This is a genomic window from Streptococcus suis (assembly GCF_902702775.1).
GTDB classification, from domain to species: domain Bacteria; phylum Bacillota; class Bacilli; order Lactobacillales; family Streptococcaceae; genus Streptococcus; species Streptococcus hashimotonensis.
The window spans coordinates 1,160,988-1,181,479 of sequence record NZ_LR738724.1; the positions used below are offsets into that span (position 1 = coordinate 1,160,988).

At 40.6% G+C, this 20,492-nt stretch carries 19 protein-coding genes; 3 read left to right on the plus strand and 16 right to left on the minus strand.

Features of this window, described 5'->3' with window-relative positions:
* Positions 1-136: 136 nt before the first annotated feature.
* From GPW69_RS05730 to uvrC, 4 genes are all read right to left on the minus strand, one after another.
* Entirely contained in the window at positions 137-301 is a 165-nt protein-coding gene (locus GPW69_RS05730) for a hypothetical protein (RefSeq protein ID WP_024384426.1), read from the minus strand.
* A gap of 135 nt (positions 302-436) precedes the next feature.
* Positions 437-1,750, minus strand: a complete 1,314-nt coding sequence (obgE, locus tag GPW69_RS05735; RefSeq protein WP_074391178.1) for a GTPase ObgE — start codon at positions 1,748-1,750, stop codon at positions 437-439.
* A 203-nt stretch (positions 1,751-1,953) separates the two neighbouring features.
* On the minus strand, positions 1,954-2,082 hold the full coding sequence (locus GPW69_RS05740; protein WP_002943675.1) for a DUF4044 domain-containing protein: 129 nt from the start codon (positions 2,080-2,082) through the stop codon (positions 1,954-1,956).
* A gap of 701 nt (positions 2,083-2,783) precedes the next feature.
* Entirely contained in the window at positions 2,784-4,553 is a 1,770-nt protein-coding gene (uvrC, locus tag GPW69_RS05745; RefSeq protein ID WP_074391180.1) for an excinuclease ABC subunit UvrC, read from the minus strand.
* A 239-nt stretch (positions 4,554-4,792) separates the two neighbouring features.
* On the opposite strand from uvrC, the gene GPW69_RS05750 reads away from it, so the two are divergent.
* A complete protein-coding gene (locus GPW69_RS05750) occupies positions 4,793-5,536 on the plus strand; it encodes an ABC transporter ATP-binding protein (RefSeq protein ID WP_011922278.1) in 744 nt (247 codons plus the stop codon).
* Positions 5,533-7,143, plus strand: a complete 1,611-nt coding sequence (locus GPW69_RS05755) for a permease (RefSeq protein ID WP_074391181.1) — start codon at positions 5,533-5,535, stop codon at positions 7,141-7,143. The genes GPW69_RS05750 and GPW69_RS05755 overlap by 4 nt, the downstream gene beginning before the upstream one ends.
* 27 nt (positions 7,144-7,170) lie before the next feature.
* Here the strand turns inward: GPW69_RS05755 and GPW69_RS05760 are convergent, their stop codons facing one another.
* From GPW69_RS05760 to GPW69_RS05800, 9 genes are all read right to left on the minus strand, one after another.
* The gene (locus tag GPW69_RS05760; RefSeq protein WP_002935466.1) at positions 7,171-7,614 is read right to left on the minus strand and encodes a VOC family protein; all 444 of its coding nucleotides are present in this window, start codon (positions 7,612-7,614) and stop codon (positions 7,171-7,173) included.
* A gap of 88 nt (positions 7,615-7,702) precedes the next feature.
* On the minus strand, positions 7,703-8,458 hold the full coding sequence (ldcB, locus tag GPW69_RS05765; RefSeq protein ID WP_074391182.1) for an LD-carboxypeptidase LdcB/DacB: 756 nt from the start codon (positions 8,456-8,458) through the stop codon (positions 7,703-7,705).
* A 347-nt stretch (positions 8,459-8,805) separates the two neighbouring features.
* Positions 8,806-9,057: a phage holin gene (locus GPW69_RS05770; protein ID WP_024384420.1), complete on the minus strand. Its 252-nt coding sequence runs from the start codon at positions 9,055-9,057 to the stop codon at positions 8,806-8,808.
* Positions 9,058-9,312: 255 nt separating this feature from the next.
* Positions 9,313-10,077 carry a CPBP family intramembrane glutamic endopeptidase gene (locus GPW69_RS05775; RefSeq protein ID WP_044668233.1) on the minus strand — a complete coding sequence of 255 codons (765 nt, stop codon included), beginning with the start codon at positions 10,075-10,077 and terminating at the stop codon, positions 9,313-9,315.
* Between the two features lie 67 nt (positions 10,078-10,144).
* The gene (gene pynA / locus GPW69_RS05780) at positions 10,145-10,828 is read right to left on the minus strand and encodes a pyrimidine 5'-nucleotidase PynA (RefSeq protein WP_044668232.1); all 684 of its coding nucleotides are present in this window, start codon (positions 10,826-10,828) and stop codon (positions 10,145-10,147) included.
* A gap of 434 nt (positions 10,829-11,262) precedes the next feature.
* Entirely contained in the window at positions 11,263-11,994 is a 732-nt protein-coding gene (locus tag GPW69_RS05785) for a hypothetical protein (protein ID WP_044668231.1), read from the minus strand.
* Positions 11,995-12,429: 435 nt separating this feature from the next.
* On the minus strand, positions 12,430-14,709 hold the full coding sequence (gene pcrA / locus GPW69_RS05790; RefSeq protein ID WP_074391183.1) for a DNA helicase PcrA: 2,280 nt from the start codon (positions 14,707-14,709) through the stop codon (positions 12,430-12,432).
* A gap of 340 nt (positions 14,710-15,049) precedes the next feature.
* The gene (nox, locus tag GPW69_RS05795; RefSeq protein ID WP_014638055.1) at positions 15,050-16,417 is read right to left on the minus strand and encodes a H2O-forming NADH oxidase; all 1,368 of its coding nucleotides are present in this window, start codon (positions 16,415-16,417) and stop codon (positions 15,050-15,052) included.
* A 185-nt stretch (positions 16,418-16,602) separates the two neighbouring features.
* Positions 16,603-16,941, minus strand: a complete 339-nt coding sequence (locus GPW69_RS05800; protein ID WP_002935455.1) for an ATP cone domain-containing protein — start codon at positions 16,939-16,941, stop codon at positions 16,603-16,605.
* A gap of 166 nt (positions 16,942-17,107) precedes the next feature.
* On the opposite strand from GPW69_RS05800, the gene pepF reads away from it, so the two are divergent.
* Positions 17,108-18,898 (plus strand): oligoendopeptidase F, encoded by a 1,791-nt coding sequence (gene pepF / locus GPW69_RS05805; RefSeq protein WP_074391184.1) that lies wholly within the window; start codon positions 17,108-17,110, stop codon positions 18,896-18,898.
* A 28-nt stretch (positions 18,899-18,926) separates the two neighbouring features.
* Here pepF and GPW69_RS05810 read toward each other — a convergent pair whose 3' ends face one another.
* From GPW69_RS05810 to GPW69_RS05815, 3 genes are all read right to left on the minus strand, one after another.
* On the minus strand, positions 18,927-19,319 hold the full coding sequence (locus tag GPW69_RS05810; protein WP_074391185.1) for an alpha/beta hydrolase: 393 nt from the start codon (positions 19,317-19,319) through the stop codon (positions 18,927-18,929).
* 69 nt (positions 19,320-19,388) lie between these two features.
* Entirely contained in the window at positions 19,389-19,529 is a 141-nt protein-coding gene (locus GPW69_RS10645; protein ID WP_171841457.1) for a hypothetical protein, read from the minus strand.
* A gap of 12 nt (positions 19,530-19,541) precedes the next feature.
* Complete coding sequence (locus GPW69_RS05815; protein WP_074391186.1) at positions 19,542-20,492, minus strand: VOC family protein; 951 nt, start codon at positions 20,490-20,492, stop codon at positions 19,542-19,544.

The following is a 20,492-nucleotide window of genomic DNA, read 5'->3' on the forward strand; positions in this document are numbered from 1 at the left end:
TAATATTTCAGTGAATATTTACGCCATTTATACATGTAAATGCATTTTTAGACATAATATTATATTGATAAATATCGCATTTACAAGTAGATATAAAAAATCTGCCTGTTTTTACGCCAACAAGCAGATTCGGGATTTATTCTTTTTCTTTTTCCTTTGCCAATCGTTCTCTTTCTAAACGAAATTTCCGATTAGGATTAAGTGTATTAAAAAGTTCTTCTAATTTCTCAGCATTCCATACATCGGCTGCTGAGACAAAATTTCCATCCTTATCCTTGAAGGATATTGGTTTATCACCCATATAAACCTCCAACTATTTTATAGATTGTTTACAAACGATCATTAACTGAATGAAATTAGTAAGGTTGGTAGGTAGTCCGCCGTAGCGGCTACCGTATCACATCAAGTCCTTTAGGACTTAGATGTGATTCCAACGTTAATCCACGAACTCAAATTCGAACTTGCCGATGCGAACTGTGTCACCATCTTTGGCTCCGCGGGCACGGAGGGCTTCATCGACGCCCATGCCACGCAACTGGCGAGCAAATTTCATGACAGATTCGTCACGATCAAAGTTAGTCATGGTGAAGAGTTTTTCTAGTTTGTCACCAGATAGAACCCAGCTTGCATCGTCTGCACGGCTGATATCAAATTCTGGCTCATCTGGGTTAAAGCCATAGTAAGCCTCTTCTTCTTGGAAATCTGATTCGTCGTAGAGCAAGAATTCAGGCGTTTTCTCTAGCAACTCAGCTGTGGCTTCCAAAAGATTTTCCAAACCTTGGTGAGCAATCCCTGAAATTGGGAAAATCTGTGGCAGTTCGTCAAACTCGTCGTAGTTGGCTGCTAATTTCTTCTTGAACTCTTCCAGATTTTCTGCCGCTTCTGGCATATCCATTTTGTTGGCAACGATAATCTGAGGACGCTCCATGAGACGAAGATTGTAGGTTTCCAATTCATTGTTGATGGCTACGTAATCTTCATAAGGATCACGGCCTTCACTTGCTGACATGTCCAAAACATGCAAGATAACACGTGTCCGCTCGATGTGACGAAGGAATTGCGTTCCCAATCCAACACCTTGACTAGCACCCTCAATCAAACCTGGTAGGTCTGCCACAGCAAATGACTCGCCAGATTTGGTCCGAACCATTCCCAAATTTGGCACAATGGTTGTAAAATGGTAGGCACCAATTTTAGGTTTAGCTGCTGTAATAACACTAAGAAGCGTTGATTTTCCAACTGATGGGAAACCTACAAGACCTACATCAGCCAACACTTTCAATTCTAATTCAAGATTGCGCTCCTCACCTGGTTCTCCATTTTCAGAAATCTCAGGCGCTGGATTCTTAGGTGTCGCAAAACGAATATTTCCACGACCACCACGACCACCGTGGGCAATGACAAATTCTTGACCATTTTCAACCAAGTCGGTGATGACCTTGCCAGTATCCGCATCACGAACAGTTGTCCCCTGTGGTACTCGAACAATCAGGTCTTCCGCACCACGACCATGCATGCCCTTGGTCATCCCTTTTTCGCCATCGTCAGCTTTAAAACGACGGTTGTAACGGAAGTCCATGAGAGTACGCAAGCCTTCATCTACAATAAAAACAACGTCTCCGCCACGGCCACCATCACCGCCCCAAGGACCGCCATTAGGTACATACTTTTCACGGCGGAAGGCGACCATCCCGTCGCCACCTTTCCCTGCCTTGACCTTAATCTTGGCAGTATCTAAAAACATACTCATAATTTACCCTATTCTTTCCTAGAAAAAAACGCTTAAAAGCGTTTTAGACCTGTATTCACAAGCGAAGTGCTTATATATAAGAAATCGTTTCTAGCCAATCAAGGTAGTTTTTTCAAAATACTGACTGTATTTTGAAAAAAACTAACGATGAGTGCTAAAAAACTAGCCTTAGTATAGAAGTGCTGAACAGTGAATACAGATTCTTAATTCATCAATGCATTAATGGCTGGTAAAATCAAGCCAGCTAATGTCACGACAACCATCACGACAACAATTACTAAAGTTACTTTTTCAAATGTTGTTTTCTTGTGTTTTTCTTCGCCGAACGCCATTGCTTTCTCCTTAATCAGTCATTGATAATTCATTTTACCATAAATTAGTAGAGCTTTCAAATCTCATCTCTACCTGCCAGAAGACAAGATTTACCAGATTATCTTAAAAGGACTGCTTTCCAGCTTTTGACTAGAAAGACAGTCCTCGTGCTTTTCAGAAATATTAGGCAATTAACCAGATACCAAACGTTTTACTTTTAATCTAACTCCAACAAGCATAAGTAAACCACAAATGTAATAAGCAACAGGCAATTCGATTATACGACTCCAGAATTCTTCTCCTAGAGCCAGAATGGGTAAGCAATAAAAATACAATGTAACCATAAAAGTCATGATAAAAATAATCAGTTGAATATTTTTATTAGCTTGATAATTAATGAAAAAGAAAGCTAAAAAGATTAGAATAGAGGACAAGGAAAACAAGTTTTGGCTGAAATACCGCCAACCTGACACAAGGAAAACAGAATAACTTTCACTGTCCGTAGTATATGCAAACGGCAGTAGCATACACAGTATGAACAATAGTCCAACTGCATGAGTGATATATCTTTGCATAGCCTTTACCTAACTCTCTATTTTATTAGCAATAAATTGAAGTTTATCAAGCACTTGATATGTATATTATGATATATAATACCGAGATTGTAAAGTATTTCGATGTATTTTTATTAGATTTTTGGATATTATTACACCGTTTGGTTTTACTTCAACTTCTCCTTGACCAACTCCGCCACCTTATACGGCACACCAGCTTCTGCGATTTCCTGCAAACTTGCTGACTGGATATTGCCAATGGACTTGAAATGCTTCATCAAAGCCTGTTTGCGTTTTGGTCCCAAGCCTTCTATGCCGTCCAATTTAGATGAGAAGGAATTTTTTGAACGAACCTGACGGTGAAACTCAATGGCAAAGCGGTGAACCTCATCTTGAATCCGATGCAGGAGGAAAAATTCCTGTGAATTGCGAGGCAACTCAACTACTTCCAACGGATTGCCAAAAAGCAATTCGTGGGTCTGGTGCTTGTCATTCTTCTGCAAACCTGCAATGGGAATGGACATACCCAACTCCTGCTCGATGACCTGCTTGGCGACATTGACCTGCCCCTGACCACCGTCAATGATAATCAAATCAGGCGGTGTCAAACCGTCCCGCAGTACCCGACTGTACCGCCGCTGCAAAACTTCGCGCATGGAAGCATAGTCATCTGGCCCCTCCACCGTCTTAATCTTGTACTTGCGGTATTCTTTTTTATTAGGCACCCCATTTTCAAAGACAACCATAGCCGACACAGGACTAGTCCCCATAATATTGGAGTTATCGAAAGCCTCAATCCGAACAGGCGTCGGAATCCCCAAAAGCTGACCGATATTCTCCACCGCACCGTAGGTCTTCTCCAGATTTTTCTCCAAAAGATTAAACTTCTGCTCCAGACTAACACGCGCATTCTTGGTCGCCAAATTGATGAGTTGCTTCTTCTCGCCACGCTGAGGCTTGATGACCTTGGTATCCACCAGAGCTTCTACGGCTTCTTGGTCAATATCCTGCGGTATCAAGACCTCTGAGGGAATCAAATGTTGCTGGTCCCTGTAAAACTGACCGATGTAGGTCAAAAAGTCTTCGTCCGCATCATTATAGTATGGAAAAAGATTGACATTCCGCTCAATTAGTTTTCCCTGCCGAACAAAGAAAACCTGCACACACATCCATCCCTTATCCACGTAGTAGCCAAAGACATCTCGATTTTGCAAATCATGTGCCATCACACGCTGCTTGGTCCGTAGGGTTGAAATGGATTGAAGGACATCACGATATTCCGCAGCCTTTTCAAATTCCAGATTAGAAGCAGCTACCTTCATCTTTTCCTGCACTTCCTTGACAATCTTATCGTCATGACCTGTCAAGAACTGGGCAACTTCCTTGCCCATCTTGTCATAGTCAGACAGGCTGGGCAAGTTTTCCCCGTGAGCCAGACATTGCCCCAAATGATAATAAAGACAATACTTGTTCTCAGGCAATTTACACTTGCGGAAAGGGTAGAGACGCTCCAATAGCTTGAGGGTCTGGTTGGCCGCACCCACATCTGGATAGGGACCAAAATACTGACCGCCATCCTTCTTAATCTGCCGTGTAATGAGCAGCCGTGGGTGACGTTCCTTGGTAATCTTGATAAAGGGATAGGACTTGTCATCCTTGAGCATGATGTTATAGCGAGGCTTGTTCTCTTGAATCAGATTGATTTCCAACAAGAGGGCCTCGATATTAGAATCCGTTACGATAAATTCAAAGTCGGCAATCTCTGACACCAGGGCCTCTGTCTTGGTATCATGGGCACCACGAAAATAAGACCGCACCCGATTGCGCAGGTTTTTGGCCTTGCCCACATAGATAATCTTACCGTACTTGTTTTTATGGAGGTAACAGCCAGGGCTATCTGGTAGTAACTCCAATTTATGCTTGATCAAATCGTTCATAGGTCTATTATAGCAAATTTTCTGATAATCGAGCTTATTGCATTCCTTTTTACACTCGACTTCTTGCAATATATCCGCATCCATACTACAAAAATATTGATAGAAACTATTGCTTTTGTACTAATTCAGCAGTATAATAAATGTAATTAATTGTATATATTATTCGAAGAACATTTGGAATAAGGCTTGGAATACTTACAAGCCCCTACTTTTAGTTCACGAATAACAAGGAGGTTACTATGATACAATTTGACCATATCACAAAAACATACGGCGAAACGATCGCACTTGATGACCTAAATTTGACAATTGAAAGCGGCGAGATTTTCGGTTTAATTGGTCACAATGGGGCAGGAAAAACAACGACAATCAGTCTACTGACTTCGATAATCGAAGCCAGTTATGGAACTATCTCTGTTGATGGTTTAAACCTAGAGGAGAACCGCGATGAAGTCAAAAAACGGATAGCCTATGTTCCAGATTCGCCAGACATCTTCCTACACTTAACAGCTTTTGAATACTGGCACTTTATGGGCAAGGTCTATGGTGTAGAAAAAGATACAGTTGATGACCGTATCGCTAAACTATCTAGTCTATTTGATATGACAGCGCGCCAACATGAGCCTATTGACAGTTTTTCACACGGTATGCGTCAGAAAACCATTATTATTGGTGCATTGATCCCTAACCCTGATATTTGGATTTTGGATGAACCCCTAACTGGACTGGATCCTCAGGCTTCTTTCGACCTAAAACAAATGATGAAAGAACATGCTCAATCTGGTCACACCGTTCTATTTTCTACACACGTCCTTTCAGTAGCTGAACAACTCTGTGACCGCATTGCTATTCTCCGAAAAGGGCAACTCATTTTCGTAGGTAGCCTTGATGAACTCAAATCACAGTATCCAGATAAAGATTTGGAGACCATCTATTTGGAATTAGCCGGACGCCAACAAGTGAAGGCAGGTGAGGAAGTATGAGTAAATCCATCATTTGGGAACTAGTAAAGATTAATATTCTTTATTCCAATCCTCAACTTCTAGCTTCCGTCAAGAAGAAACAAAGTAAGCGCAAAGACGCCTCCTTTTCAGCCTATAAAAGTGTCCTCTTGCAACAAGTATTTATGGTTTTGAGTTTCGGACTTCTCTATTCTGTCTTTTTCATGGGAGTAGATTATAGTCAGTCTATCGGTTTCTTTTCTCTGCAACTAGCGCTCTTTACCATTATTGCCATTGTCTACGGTTTTACAGGTTTCTTCTCCGTTTTCTACGATAGTAAGGATACAAAGTTGTATTTAGCACTTCCCCTGAAGCCACAAGAAGTCTTCCTCGCTAAAATCCTCTCTGCACAAGGGATGGTCCTACCCTTCCTCATGCCGTGTCTGTCTTTACTTCTGATCACTTACTGGCAAATTGGCGGTCCGCTCCTCGCCTTAGCTTCCATTCCTTCCTTTTTGATTCTCTGGATTTTAGTTAATTTAGTCAATCTGATTATCATGCACTTTGTTGGGGAAATTCTGACAAAAAGCCCTCGTAAAACATTGATTTCTACAATCCTGATGACAGGTTCTTCCTTGCTGGCTTTTGCTGCGCTCATGTTCCTGCAATCCCAGCAGACCGTTTCACTCGAATCTGGTGGCTTTGTTGATTTTCCTATCATACCCATATTTGCTGGATTCCATTACTTGGTCAGCCATACTATATCACTAGAAACACTCCTTCATTTTGGACTTCCTTTCATTTTGATGTTTGGACTGATTGTGTTTGCGTTTAAAACTGTCATTCCCAACTACTTTAATCAAGTTTTGGCGATTGAAAATGCTTCGACAAAACGGACCAATAATGCTAAGTCTGCCAAGATTCCTAGCAATCTCAATCTGGCTTTAGTGAAACACCACCTATCTACTCTTAAAGATAGCAACCTCATGGTCCAAACCATGATACAACCAATCATCATGGGAGTGGCGCTTTTTCCAAGTTTTAGCCGTTTCACGGAAAATGGTGGTCTAAGTTCAGTTGGATGGGATTTCTTTGGTATTGCTCTATTAGCTGGATTCTTGCTTGGCAGTCTATTTGCTGGTTCTACAACCTTCATCGGAGTGGCCATGTCATTGGAAAAGGAAAATTATCATTTCATTCGAACGCTTCCTATTAGTTTCAAAAAATTTATCATCCAAAAATTCTGGGTATTGGCTGCCGTGCAATTTGCACTACCAACTCTACTTTACTTTGCTTTGGCTCTAGGTTTCATGAAAGTCAAACTCATTCTAGCAGTCTTCTTTACAGTCGGCATCATCATTTCAGCCCTGCTAACTGGTCAGATTTATTACTGGCGTGACCAACGACTCCTCATGCTCAACTGGCAAAATAGTAACCAGTTATTTGGTCGCGGAGCGGGTCAATGGTTGATTGCTGGATCGATCATAGGAACAATGTTTCTCGGAGCCATTATTCTAGTTGTCAGCATCATATTGGCTGGCACTATTGGTGCAGCCTATGTAAGCTCAGCCTTGATGACCTTACTGCTCATCCTATCAGCTACTCTTCAACTGTATATCTATAAAGCTTATTGGCAAAAACTAAAATAGATTGGACAATGCCTTGTCCAATCTATTTTAGTTTTCTGCGTAATATTCCTGACCGTAGCCTTCTACTTCAGCATTGATTTGCCAAGAGATACCAAACTTGTCTGTTACATTACCATAGGCAGGAGACCAAGGAACTGCTTGAAGTTCCATATTGATAGCAGTTGCATCTACGGATAACTTGCTGTATAGTTCCTGCGCTGTCTCAGCATCATCTGTGATAAGCGCAACTGTAATATTGTCACCTACTGTATAAGGCATTTCTGGGTTGTTGTCTGACAACATAAACCGTTGACCATTCAAACGAAACTGTGCATTCATCACGTAATTTTCTAGTTCAGCAGGGCAGTCTGGTAAGAAATCTTTAAATAGATTTACTTGCTCCACTGTTGCCCCAAGAGCATTTTTATAAAACTCGATAGCTTCCAAACCATTACCATTAGTAACCAAGTATACTTCCATTGCTTTAAGCATGATGGACCTCCAAAATTATGATGGTTTATTATATCACGAGTTAGTTATACGGACAAATTTTTCGACTTATTTCTGACTAAATGTAATATTAGTAGTCTCCACCTGGTACACCAAAATATTCTTCCAAGGTCAAGCCTGAATTGTAAATATCTGTCGCTTCTTGACCAATATATCGCACATGCCAGGATTCTGCCATATAGCCTGTGCTAGATTCTTTTCCTGGAAGATAGCGGACAATAAAGCCATATAGATGTGCATTCGTAGCCAACCACTGAGAAGCATTGGGTTCTTCTAATAAATTACCACTTGTATCCAATAAATCAAAGGCTAATCCTGTCTGATGTTCACTATATCCAGCTCTTGCAGAATACGTATCTGCCGCTGCTTGTCCTTCCTGATTTACATAAGACTGGTAGAGGTTTGCCTGAGTTTCATAGGAACGAAATCCACTGTAGTTATTGGAGATACCAAATCCTAGCGCCTGCATATCTGCTATTAAACGTTGAAAAGCTGCTAAGGCTTCAGGATTTTCGCCTGGTGCATAATCAGCTGCAAGCGGATGCTTTTTATTGGCGATAATCACTTCGCCATATTTTCCTTGTACACTATAATAGGAACCGTTAAAATTTACCTGAGTCTCTGTACTTGTTACTTCTTGATTCGTTTCCACCGATGTAGAGCTGCTTGTTGACTGCTCCGAAGTTGTTGAAGTAGACTGACTTGAAGTAGTCGAAACAGTTGTTGACGAATTTTTTGTAGTATTGGTCTGATCCGGCTTTTGATGACATGCTGCTAGTAACAGTATAGTCGGCAAGCATAATAGAATAGTACGTTTCATTATCATCACTCCGTTCTCTTATAATTATGTCTATTGTAGCACAATCATAAAACTCCGTCTAATGACGGCTTATGATTTTAACTACCATTGATATTTTTAGTGTTCATTGAATTTCTCTCGATTCTTTTCCTTCAAATAGCGGCATTCATGATAACATACGTGTCATAAATAGAAACACCAGCCTTTCGACTGGTGGACATATATAATGTTAAATAATCGTATCACAAGTAAAGTGATTTATATACAAATAGTTTTTTAGGAAATACTGACTATATTTTGAAAAATCCGTCTTAGCTAGAGATACTGAACTGTAAGTACAACTAGATACCTCATCAGTAGGTTCTAAACAAACATTATTGTTGATTTTTAGATGACATACCGTTTTTTAGGATGTCTTCTACCTTCACATCCGGTTTATTATTTAGCACTCCTAAAAATACAAGAATACTAAGTATGATACAAATCGTCTGCTCGATTTGGTTTAAGGTACGACTACATTCAATATTAAAATAACAAAATAGGACATTATCAACGAGCATCAATACCAACGAAATGAGTCCAATCCAAAACATATGTTTTTTTAAACGATTCTTTATTTGTTTCATATCTATACTCCTTTTTGATGTATAAAAATACATTTTAACATAAATAAACCGTTAATTCAAAAAAATATGGGATAAAAAATATGATAAAGTAATCGAATGAGACCATGTAGCAAAACTAATTCAAATGACTAAATATCAGCATAATAAAACGGGTGATGATACCGAGTTGATAGAAACTACATATCATCATCCGTTTGTCAGCTGTAGGGAGAAAGAAATTTTTTCGATTAGCTTGATGTCCGTTCTTCTCATTGTTTACCCTACAATAAACAATGAGAAGAAACTTGTACCAACCATATCCGCAAGAGCATGTCCTAAGAAATAGGGCAATAAATTATCATTTTTCCTTGTGTACATGTAGTAATAGAAAAGACCGAAGGCTACACCAATAACAAGAGCAGATACCATTCCCTGATAGGTATGGAAAGATATACGGACAATTGTTGAAAAGAGTAAAACCAGCGAACGCTTTTTCTTATCTGTACTCAACAATAAGCCTAAGAAAAAGAACTCTTCATAGAAGCCGTTAAACAAGGAATAGATAACCGTGCTGTAGTCAACCGCTAGGAAACGGTTGAGCACTGTCATGATATTCCAGTCATAGTAAGGCAAGTATCCGAGAAAATTATACCCACCAGATAGACCAGGAATATAAGAAAAAGCTGTAAATGCTAAATCGCTAATCAGACCAGCACCGATGAAAATGAGAGGTCCCCAGAGCAAAACTCTCCACTCTAATTTTACTTTTAGCTGCTTGAAATCATAATTCCGAATCAATAAATACACCAGGGCAAACAGGAATAGCTTTCCTTGATTGGCTAGAGCCCACCAATTGTCTGCTGCAGTAAAGGATTGGACTCCTGTTTCCACTACTTCTGTTGCAGAAAATGATGCTATCCATTGCATGGTTGAGGTATAAATAGCATTACCACATAAAATCGTTGTGATCATAATCAAATCTATCCAAGTGAGTTCTTTTAGGGGCTTGGTTGGACGAATGCGTCTCAGTAATCTTTTCACGTTTTCCTCCTTATAGTGTGTTTTTTATTACAAATATACGAAAAATCTTATAGAATTTTAAAACATTCTATAGTAAGTCCAATAATTCTTGATAACTACTAATTGTATAGGTTGGAACTGCCTTACTCTTGTTTATCATATGAGTCGGATTGTACCAAACAGTATCCATGCCAGCATTATTGCCGCCTTGAATATCTGCTGTCAAACTGTCCCCAATCATTAAGGCTTGATCAAACTGAAAACCTGAAATCTGCTCTGCTATTTTTTCATAAAAATCAGCCGCAGGCTTTTGCGTCCCCATCTGCTCAGAAATAAATACTTCTTTGAAATACGATTGAATCGGTGAGTGAAGCAAGCGATTTTCCTGTATATAGGTCACGCCGTTGGTCGCCGCATAAATCTGGTAGCCTCGGTGTGTCAATTCCTGCAAAAGCTTATCTGCACCTGTAAAAATTTGTCCCTGCCGCCCAATAAATTCTTGGTAGCGCAAGGCCATCTCCCTTCCATCAACTTGCCGACCAAAGTGGGCAAAGGTCCGTGAAAAGCGGGTATTGATCAGCTCTTTCTTTGTAATATTCCCTTTTTCCAAATCCTTCCACATGGCCTGGTTGAGCGGTCGATAGACTTCTTTAAAAGTTTGAATATCTTCAACCTCCATAGCTGTCAAAAACTGGGTTAAGGCTACTTCTTCTCCACGGCTAAAATCAAGAAGAGTATGGTCAAGATCAAAGAGTAAGTGTTTGTATTGCAAGATGATAAATCCTTTCTAAGCAGAAATTACTGAAGCGATGTCAGGTAGTATGTCTAAAGTATACCACAGTTTCTAAAAAAATAGCTCTGTGTCCTAGGCTCTATTATACTGTTTTTCAGATTTCATACTCTTTAAATATCAAAATTATCCATTGTCAACTTGCCTCGATGAGTGAAAAACTCCTGTGGGGCTTTTTAGCCTGTTGCCTTGAAATAAGAAAAACAACAGAGTTCTGTCATCGGCTTCGTTTCCTAGGCTACTTTTGATTTTTATTGAGTATCAGCAGCCCTGGATACACCCATTTCCTCATCATATTATACAAGAACTAGTTTATTCAAGCAAAAAGACGAGGACTCGCAGAAAAAGGCAATCGTAGTAGCCTTAACTACACACGATTGCCACTGGTTGGCTTAGTTCTGCAAATTGTCAGTCACTTATTTCGGCCATTCAACTTTCACATCAAGTCCTGCAAGCGAAGTTGGTTCACTCAAGTATGATGTTCTAGCATAGAAGTTTTTCATTACCGCTACTAGAGGGAAGGAAGTTTTAGTTTGATCAGTTACTTCTGCCTCCAATTCATAAGTTACTGGACCTGCATGGCGAGGACTATCGATATAATAGATATCAGAAAAAGCATTTTCATTTTTCCATTGATTTATCTTATCATTACTTGCTCGTCCAACTGACCATCCCCACTGACTATCGAAGTCACGATCCCCGTATGTTTTTTCACCTTTTTTAAAATGGCGATATTGGCTATATGAGTCGTTGCTAACATCGTTAACATTTGGAAATTTATTAAGCAAATTTTCACCTGATTGTCCTCCAACCATAGTAATGCTCTTCAAATTCATACCTGAAGGAACAACAAAATAGTATCCACCTTTATCATAGTTAAAGTTCCAATAAGTCGAATCAAAGATAACTTTCCACCGAACCTCTTTTTTATTACTTCCAGGAGTCGCCTCAATAGATACTGACTTTTTGACCAAGTCGTTATAGTTAGTCTCTTGAATAAGCTCCCCAGGATCAAAGATAGGCGAGATATGTGCTATTTGCACCTTTCCCTCTTCATTTGCTTTTACGGTTGGTGTCTGTGTAAACAGCAATCCTCCCAATACGGTAGCACTTAAAAATAAACTTGATATAATTTTACGTTTGCTCATAAGAGTCTCCTTCTTTTATTTGATCTATTTTTGCGCTAGCTACAAAAATATTGGCAAGCTAATCGTCCCATTTCTAGGCTATCCCTTCCTTACTAAGATGAGAGTCTCTAGCAAATAAAAGACTTTTAACTACTATCAGTATAACAATACAAGTAGTATTTTCTCTTGGAGCTATCCGTTTTTTTTCTATATTTGTCATTTAGCATATAGATGGTAAGATACACTCTAAAAACGTCCGATGCAAAATTTGCTCATCTAGATGTCATCAAAGCATGCAAGATTGTTTCGATACTTTAAGCAGTATACAAAAAATCACCTCAAAACAGTCAGGTCAAGACCCATTTTGAGGTGTCATATGTCGTTCTAAAAATAATATTATGAAGACGTCGCAAGTCTTATAAAATGCGATGTTTCCTCTTTACTTTTGGTTCATCCCTACTCTTCCTTACTAATCGGTGCTAAGCTTGCCAAGACTTTTTTGAGGCCCATTTCTGGGAAATTGATTTTGAGTTCTTGGTTGCTGCCTGAGCCTGAAACTTCAAGGACTGTCCCTCGTCCCCATTTCTTGTGGACTGCGATGTCACCAACTGACCAGTTGGTGCCTGAGCTTGACGATTTGTTATTTGATGCGAAGGGCATACTGCCTCCGAGCTTGGCAGATGGTTGTACGGATGCTTTTCGACTTTGCATGGCCTGTTGCAAACTCATACCTTGTCCAAACTGTGTCGCTCTGCCATTGACATAAGAAGCCTTAAAGCTAGTATTGGCTGGACGAGCGAGCCCCTGGTAATCAAGGAGGTCACTGGAAATTTCTCGGATAAAGCGGCTTGGTTGGTTGTAGTTGGTGCGACCGAAAAGGAGTCGAGAATTGGCATTGGTCAGGTAGAGAGTCTGCTCAGCACGGGTGATGCCTACGTAGGCCAAACGACGTTCTTCTTCCAATTCGTCCTCTTCTTCTGCTGCACGACTGAGTGGGAAGACATTTTCCTCCATGCCAATCAGGAATACGACTGGAAATTCCAGACCCTTGGCCGCATGGAGAGTCATGAGGGTCACTTCTGAAGATTCTGTATTGCCATCATCTGTATCCGCAATCAGTGCTAAATCAAGCAGGAAGCGTGTCAACCGATCCAGACCTGTCTCTTCTTCCTCAGCATCCTTTTCATCAAAGTTTTTGGTAACAGAAAGGAATTCCTGGATGTTTTCAATGCGAGCATTAGCTTCCAGCGTATTTTGTGCGGCAAGGGCATCGATGTAGCCTGTTTGGTTCAATACTGCCTCGACTACTTGGGTGACCGTCAAGTTGTCTAATTGATTACGAAGATTATAGAGGAGATTGGCTAGGTCAAAGACTGCCTGTGCTGCCTTCCCTTTAATCGGCGACAACATAATATCCTGAGAAGCTTCTAGCAAGGACATGCTGTGACTGGTCGCAAAATCACGGAGTTTGTCAACCGTACCAGGTCCAACGCCACGTTTTGGCTCATTGACAATGCGTTCATAGGAAATATTATCCGATGGATTTGCGATGATATTCAAATAAGAAATCACATCACGGATTTCCTTACGGCTGTAGAACTTGGTTCCTCCAACCATGGTATAAGGGATATTAGATTTGAGTAGGGCTTCTTCAATGGTACGGGACTGGGCATTGGTCCGATAGAGAACTGCAAAATCCTTATAAGCCTCACCTTCTCGGTGCAACTGGTCAATCTGCCCTGCGACAAAAATCGCCTCGTCATTCTCATCTCTGGCACGATAGTAGGTAATCAAATCCCCTTGGGCATTCTGTGTCCAGAGTTTTTTGGGACGGCGATTGCGGTTGTTTTCGATAACCTCATTGGCAGCCTGCAAGACATTCTTGGTGGAGCGGTAGTTTTCCTCCAAAAGGACAACCTTGCTCTCTGGATAGTCCTTTTCAAAGTCCAGGATATTTTGCATATCCGCACCACGCCAACCATAGATAGACTGGTCCGCATCACCGACCACGCAGATATTCTTGAAACGTGATGCCAGGAGCTTGACCAATTGGTACTGGGCATGGTTGGTATCCTGATACTCATCGACATGGATATACTGGAATTTCTGCTGGTAATAGGTCAGGACCTCTGGATTTTGGTCAAAAAGGCGGAGCGTCAACATGATCAAATCATCAAAGTCAACGGCCTCTGACTGTCTGAGTTCCTTTTGATAAGCCGTGTAGCATTTTGCAACAATCTGCGTGTATAGGTCGCCAGCCTGGGCTTCAAATGCCTTGTCATCAATCAAGTCGTTTTTGGCATTAGAAATGGTTCCCAAGATTGAGCGTTCACTCCACTTTTTCGGGTCTAGATTGAGATTTTTCAAAATCCGTTTCATGAGACTGCGTTGCTCACCTGGGTCCACAATGGTGAAGTTACGGTTGTAGCCGATATGGTCAGCATCTCGACGCAAAATCCGCACACACATGGAGTGGAAGGTAGCAATCAAACAGTCTTGCGTAGCAGGATTGAGGGCGTAGGCCCGCTCCTTCATCTCACGCGCTGCTTTGTTGGTAAAGGTAATGGCTAGGATATTCCAAGGATTGACCATTTTTTCATCAATCAAATAAGCGATTCGGTGAGTCAGGACTCGCGTCTTACCCGAACCAGCCCCTGCCATAATCAATAGCGGACCTTCCGTCGTCTGTACCGCTTCTGCCTGTCTGTCATTCATTCCGTTTAATAATGGGTTCATTGTCTCATACTTTCTTAGAACATGTATTACAAGTGGAGTGCTTTTAAATAAGAGATAGTTTTTCGCTAATCAAGGCAGTTTTTTGAAGGAATACCGACTGTATTTTGAAAAAAACTAACGATGAGTAGCTGAAAAACTAGGCTTAGATGGAAGTACTACACTGTGAATACAGGTTCGTTATAATCATTCTCTCCATTATACCAAAAAATCATTTTTAGGGCAGGTGGTAAATTAGAAAGATCAACTAATCGTTGAGTGATGAATTTCCAAATTTGGAGGATCATTAGTAGCAAGCGCCAAAAAAGCCCAGAGTTATCTCTGAGCTTTTGTATTCAATTGATTATTCAGCACCCAAGGCAGCTACTGTGATGTAGTTGTAAGGCTTGTTGAAGTGTGGCAAGAAGAATAAGTCTGTCAAGGCCAATTTTTCGATTGTTACACCTTCTTGGATTGCCAATGAGAAGAGGTGGATACCCAATGAGATGTCTTCACGAGCAGCCATTTGCGCACCAAGGATACGACGTGAATCTTTATCGTAAACAATCTTGATTGTAACTGGGAAGTTGCCGTGCTCCATGAATTCTGGTTTTTGGTTGTCTGTTACTTCAGTAACAGCAGCGTTCAAACCAAGACGAGTAGCTTTTTCAAGTGTCAAACCAGTTGATACAAGGTTAAGACCATAGATAGAGATACCGTTAGAACCTTGTACACCGATACCTTCAAGGTCAGTGCCACAGATGTTGTGAGCTGCTACGATACCAGTACGTACTGCGTTTGAAGCCAAAGCGATGTAGCTTGTGTCACCAGTAGCGTTGTCGTAGATAGTTGCACAGTCACCGATAGCGTAAACACCTGGGATTGAAGTTTCTTGGCGTTTGTTTACAAGGAAGGCACCGTTACGGAAGCGCTCGATTCCTTCACCTGCAAATGCAGTGTTTGGACGGAAACCAACAGCCAAGATAACCATGTCAACATCGTATTCGTTCTTGTCAGTGATGATTTTCTCAACTTTACCATTACCAGCAACTTCTTTAACAGTTTCGCCAAAGGCAAGTTGAATACCATGTTCTTCCATGTTTTTAGCCATAAGGTCTGACAAGTCGCGGTCATAGTAACCAGCCAAACATGTATCTACAACGTCGATAAGGATAACTTCTTTACCTTTACGTTGGAATGCTTCTGCAAGCTCAACACCGATGTAACCAGCACCAACAACTGCTACGCGGTTGATGTCTTTGTTTTTCAATTTTTCAATAACATCTGCTGAGTTTTGGTACAATTTAACGAATTGCAAGTTTTCAAGAGTTGCTTCAAATTCAAGAGAACCTTCTTTGATTTCAGCTCCTTTGATTGGTGGCAAGATAGGTTGTGAACCAGTTGCGAAAAGAAGTTTTTCAAATGATTCAACATGTTCTTGACCATTTACAAGCGCTGTAACTGTTTTGGCATCATAGTCAATGTTTGTAACAGGTGACTCCATGTATACTGTCGCGCCCAAGCTCTCCAACTCTTCTTTGTTTGAGTAGAAAAGTCCTTCAGGACCGCCAATTTGCTCACCAATCCACAAAGCCATACCACAACCCAAGAATGAAATATTTGAGTTTTGGTCAAATACAACGATTTCGTTTTCTTGACCATAATTTGTCAACATAGTTTTGATTGCGGCAGTACCAGCATGGTTAGCACCGACAACAACGATTTTAGCCATAATGTAAAATCTCACTTTCGAAAATATATTTTTTTACGAACTATATTATACAATACAAATGTTACCGATTTCAAAAAATATGCTCAGAATATCACATTTTTTTCAAAAAGTTTTTGAAATGCTATTTTCTTTAAACAATGTAAAGATATATAAAAGCAAAAAACCTAGATTTCTCTAGGCTTCTCTTAACGTACTTGTTCAAAACGCAGATGTACAATAATCTTATCGCCATAGCCGTTACGTTCCAAATCACGTTGCAAGCGATAGGAAATGTAATGCTCAGCAATAGAAATATAACCTGCATCTAAAAGACGGTGTTCAACTTGCGACTGAACCATGCTAATCGTTGGTCGCTCTGTATGAGCTTCTTCCAAGTCAAGCACTACTTTCTTTGTGACCTGTGCAAGATTTTTCCGCCAAGTTTCATCAATGACATAGACTGTCTGTGCAGCTTTAATGATGGCTTGGTAGATTTTATCTGGGTCAAATTCAACAATCTCTCCACTACGTTTAATGACTTGCATAAAAGCTCCTTTCTGGTTTTCAGTAAACCCTTTCATACTTACATTATCTAGGTTTTTGTGTATTTTGTCAAGTATTCTTTTTCATAAATTTTGCCTTGGCTTATTTTCGCTGAAAGCCCTTTAGTATGATATAATGGACCTATTAAAATGAAATAAGGAGAAAATCATGACAAACGCAATGCCTAAACGTCAAGAAATTGATGTGCAATTAACTTGGGATACGGACATTCTATTTCCGACCCCTGATAACTACAAAGAAAATTTAGCAGCCTACGCTAAGCAAGTGACAGCTTTCGAATCGAATTACAAAGGGAAGTTAACTGATAAGGATACCATCGTTTCCGCCTTAACAGAATACGAAAAAATCGTTATTCTTGATAGCAGACTTTCCCACTATGCCTTTTTGCCATTAGAAGTTGACAAGATGAATACTGAATTGGCGAGCCTGGCCAACGAATACGACCTCGTTTCTGCCAAGGCACGTCCTCAACGAGATTTCCTCTATTCAGAACTTGGTCAATTAGATGAAGGTTTTCTTCTCGAATTAAAAGAAGAACAACCACAATGGGCTGCTTTCTTCGATGCAATCCTACGTGATAAGCCGCATCAGCTTCATCCACTACAAGAAGAACTTCTCTCTAACTTCGCACCAACCTTTGGTCAGCCATATAATAACTACGGTGTGACCAAGTTTGAAGATATGACCTTTGATAACTTCGAGGCAAATGGCGAAACGCTCGGCAATAGCTATGTGCTCTTTGAAAATGATTATGAACTCAGCCATGATACCGAAATCCGTCGCAATTCAGCTGCTGGTTTCTATTCAACCTTGAAAAAATACAAGAATACAACTGCAGCAACTTATTTGTCTCATATCAAAAACGAGCAAATCGAAGCTCGTTTGCGCGGATTTGACAATACGATTGATTTCCTCTTGCACAGTCAAAATGTCTCCCGTGATCTATTTGACCGTCAGATTGATGTCATCATGAAGGAATTGGCTCCTCACATGCGTCGCTATGTGAAATTGGTTGCCAAGGCTCATGGTTTGGATAAAATCACTCATGCTGACTTGAAAATCAGCCTACCATCTGAATACAATCAACGCATTACTCCTGAAGAGTCCAAACAATTCTTGATTGACTGCTTGGGTATTCTTGGAGAAGATTATGTAAAAATGATTGAACAATCATTTGATGAGCGTTGGATTGACTTTGCTCAAAACGAAGGTAAGGCTACTGGTGGCTTCTGTGCTACTCTTTACGATGGACCATCCTATATCCTACTTTCATGGACAGGTTTGATGAACGAAGTCTTGGTATTGGCTCACGAATTGGGTCATGCTGGTCATTTCCAATTGGCTAAGAAACAAAGTGTCCTCAGCTACGATCCATCCCTCTACTTCATCGAGGCTCCTTCTACAGCTAATGAAGTCTTGACATGTAACACCCTTTTGAAAAACAACCAAGACCCTGGCTTCCAAGCTTACTTGATTAGCGAGTTGATCAGCCGTACTTACTTCCACAACATGGTGACTCACTTGCTTGAAGCAGCCTTCCAACGTGAAGTCTACACTCGTTTGGACAATGAAGAATACCTCAATGGTGATATTCTCTGCCAAATAAAGTTGGATGTCATCAAGGAATTCTGGGGTGAAGACTTTGAAATCGGTGACGATGCAGGTCTTATCTGGATGCGTCAACCGCACTACTACATTGGTTTGTATCCATATACCTACTCAGCTGGTTTGACCATCGGTACGGCTATGGCTAAGCAATTGGAAGAACATCCTGAAGAAGTTGTTGAAAAATGGTTGGAAACCTTGTCACTCGGTGCAAGTCTTTCTGCCCAAGACCTTGCTAAACACGCTGGTGTCGACGTTTCGACTGACCAACCACTCAAAGAAACCATTGCCTACGTTGGTTCCTTGGTGGATAAATTGGAATCCTTAATCTAATAACTCTTAAAGACTTGAACTTATTTGTTCAGGTCTTTTTGTCTATTCTTTCTTGATACCAATTTTTGACATAGGTCAATTCATACTGACTTAAAAAATGTCCCTTGTCAAAACGAACTAGGTTAGCTCTGGGAAAAGCTGACGCTTGCCAGTCATCTACAAGATGTTCAAGAGCGACTTGGTCGACGAGTTGGTCATTCTGCCCCAGTGTAAACAATATCTCTGCTCTGCTATTTTCCATAGGAAAAGCATAATCTAAGGCTGAGGGATGGAGTAAGATATAATTGTCCGCCAGGTTTGACTGTTTGGTCAACAAGCCCATGACAAAATTGGCACCGTTTGAAAAGCCAAAGAAGGTAATCTGCTGGTAGGGCTGATTGTCTAAGTCCTGCCAAAAATCCAGAAAAGCCGACAAACGCATTTCAAAATCGACAAGATCCAGCTGACCATCAATCAGCGAGGCAAAGAACCGCCTTTCCCTTCCTTGACCTCAACTTCCATCTAAGGAAAGGACAGAAGCTTTTGGATCCAGCTGTTGGCGGAGAAAGAGCATGGATTCCTTGTTGCCACCTGTGCCGTGGAAAAAGACCAAAAGACGGGGACTGGTCCCTTTGATAAAGCGATAATCCATATCTCATTTCTCCTAATAACGTTGGGAGAGAGTTTTTTCAATTTCCTGTCTATCCTCTTCAAAGAAACTTGGCAAGAACAGTTCAACTTTATCTAGCAGCTTATCTTGTCTTGGCATGGTAGCCTCTCTTTCGCCAGCCATGGTCGCGACCTCAAACATGAGATAATTGGGCGCTCGGAAGTACAAGGAATGAATGAAATCTCGATTAATGATACCAGAATGTGGACGATTGATGAGATTTAATCGGCTAATCAGATCTTCCAAATCAGACTCATCTAAGACACCAAATGCAATATGATGAATGGCCCCGACTCCCATAACGCTGATTGGCGACTCTTGGTCAAGTATCAAATATAGACGATGTTGGAAGGTGTTGTCAAAGAGCAGAGAAATCACTATCTTATCCTCAAAGACAAATCGACTTTCCTCGACAAAACCAAAAGTCTCTGTCAGCAAAGATAACAACTCCTTTTCTTCACGAATCCGCATGTGAAGACTGGCAATGCCAAGAATAGCGTATTCTGACGGAATTTCATCTATTTTATACGGAAACATTTCTCCAACTGATTCATGGTAAGTTAAACCAAGCAGCTGTCCATCTTCATCTTGGAAATTCAGAATATGCCCATTTCCAAAAGCCTGAATTCCTTCGTTTTCCACTTCAAACTCTGTCAGTCTTTTCTGCCAGAATTCCAAGGCAGCAAAATCTTTAACCAGAAAAACGGTTCGTTCCAAACGATTGCTGCCTGATCGATGACTAGGATGATTGGGCATATCAAAAATGGTAAATTCCGTTCCAAAGCGGCCCTCTTCATCACCGAAAAAGAGATGATACATGCTTGAATCTTCTTGATTGACTGTTTTCAAGGTCAATTTTAAGCCGAGAATATGATGATAAAAATGATAGGCTTGGTGAATATTTCCTACCAAGCTTGAAATGTGATGAATACCTGTATTGTTCAT

Bases quoted from the DNA above. Each gene is read 5' to 3' on its own strand.
- GPW69_RS05755 (WP_074391181.1), top strand. From the start codon at position 5,533: ATGAGTAAATCCATCATTTGGGAACTAGTAAAGATTAATATTCTTTAT.
- GPW69_RS05785 (WP_044668231.1), bottom strand. From the start codon at position 11,994: ATGAGCAAACGTAAAATTATATCAAGTTTATTTTTAAGTGCTACCGTA.
- GPW69_RS05750 (WP_011922278.1), top strand. From the start codon at position 4,793: ATGATACAATTTGACCATATCACAAAAACATACGGCGAAACGATCGCA.
- ldcB (WP_074391182.1), bottom strand. From the start codon at position 8,458: ATGATAATGAAACGTACTATTCTATTATGCTTGCCGACTATACTGTTA.
- GPW69_RS05815 (WP_074391186.1), bottom strand. From the start codon at position 20,492: ATGAACAATACAGGTATTCATCACATTTCAAGCTTGGTAGGAAATATT.
- pcrA (WP_074391183.1), bottom strand. From the start codon at position 14,709: ATGAACCCATTATTAAACGGAATGAATGACAGACAGGCAGAAGCGGTA.
- GPW69_RS05770 (WP_024384420.1), bottom strand. From the start codon at position 9,057: ATGAAACAAATAAAGAATCGTTTAAAAAAACATATGTTTTGGATTGGA.
- obgE (WP_074391178.1), bottom strand. From the start codon at position 1,750: ATGAGTATGTTTTTAGATACTGCCAAGATTAAGGTCAAGGCAGGGAAA.
- pepF (WP_074391184.1), top strand. From the start codon at position 17,108: ATGACAAACGCAATGCCTAAACGTCAAGAAATTGATGTGCAATTAACT.
- GPW69_RS05760 (WP_002935466.1), bottom strand. From the start codon at position 7,614: ATGCTTAAAGCAATGGAAGTATACTTGGTTACTAATGGTAATGGTTTG.
- GPW69_RS05740 (WP_002943675.1), bottom strand. From the start codon at position 2,082: ATGGCGTTCGGCGAAGAAAAACACAAGAAAACAACATTTGAAAAAGTA.
- GPW69_RS05730 (WP_024384426.1), bottom strand. From the start codon at position 301: ATGGGTGATAAACCAATATCCTTCAAGGATAAGGATGGAAATTTTGTC.
- GPW69_RS10645 (WP_171841457.1), bottom strand. From the start codon at position 19,529: ATGGATTATCGCTTTATCAAAGGGACCAGTCCCCGTCTTTTGGTCTTT.
- GPW69_RS05800 (WP_002935455.1), bottom strand. From the start codon at position 16,941: ATGCAAGTCATTAAACGTAGTGGAGAGATTGTTGAATTTGACCCAGAT.
- GPW69_RS05810 (WP_074391185.1), bottom strand. From the start codon at position 19,319: ATGCGTTTGTCGGCTTTTCTGGATTTTTGGCAGGACTTAGACAATCAG.
- nox (WP_014638055.1), bottom strand. From the start codon at position 16,417: ATGGCTAAAATCGTTGTTGTCGGTGCTAACCATGCTGGTACTGCCGCA.
- uvrC (WP_074391180.1), bottom strand. From the start codon at position 4,553: ATGAACGATTTGATCAAGCATAAATTGGAGTTACTACCAGATAGCCCT.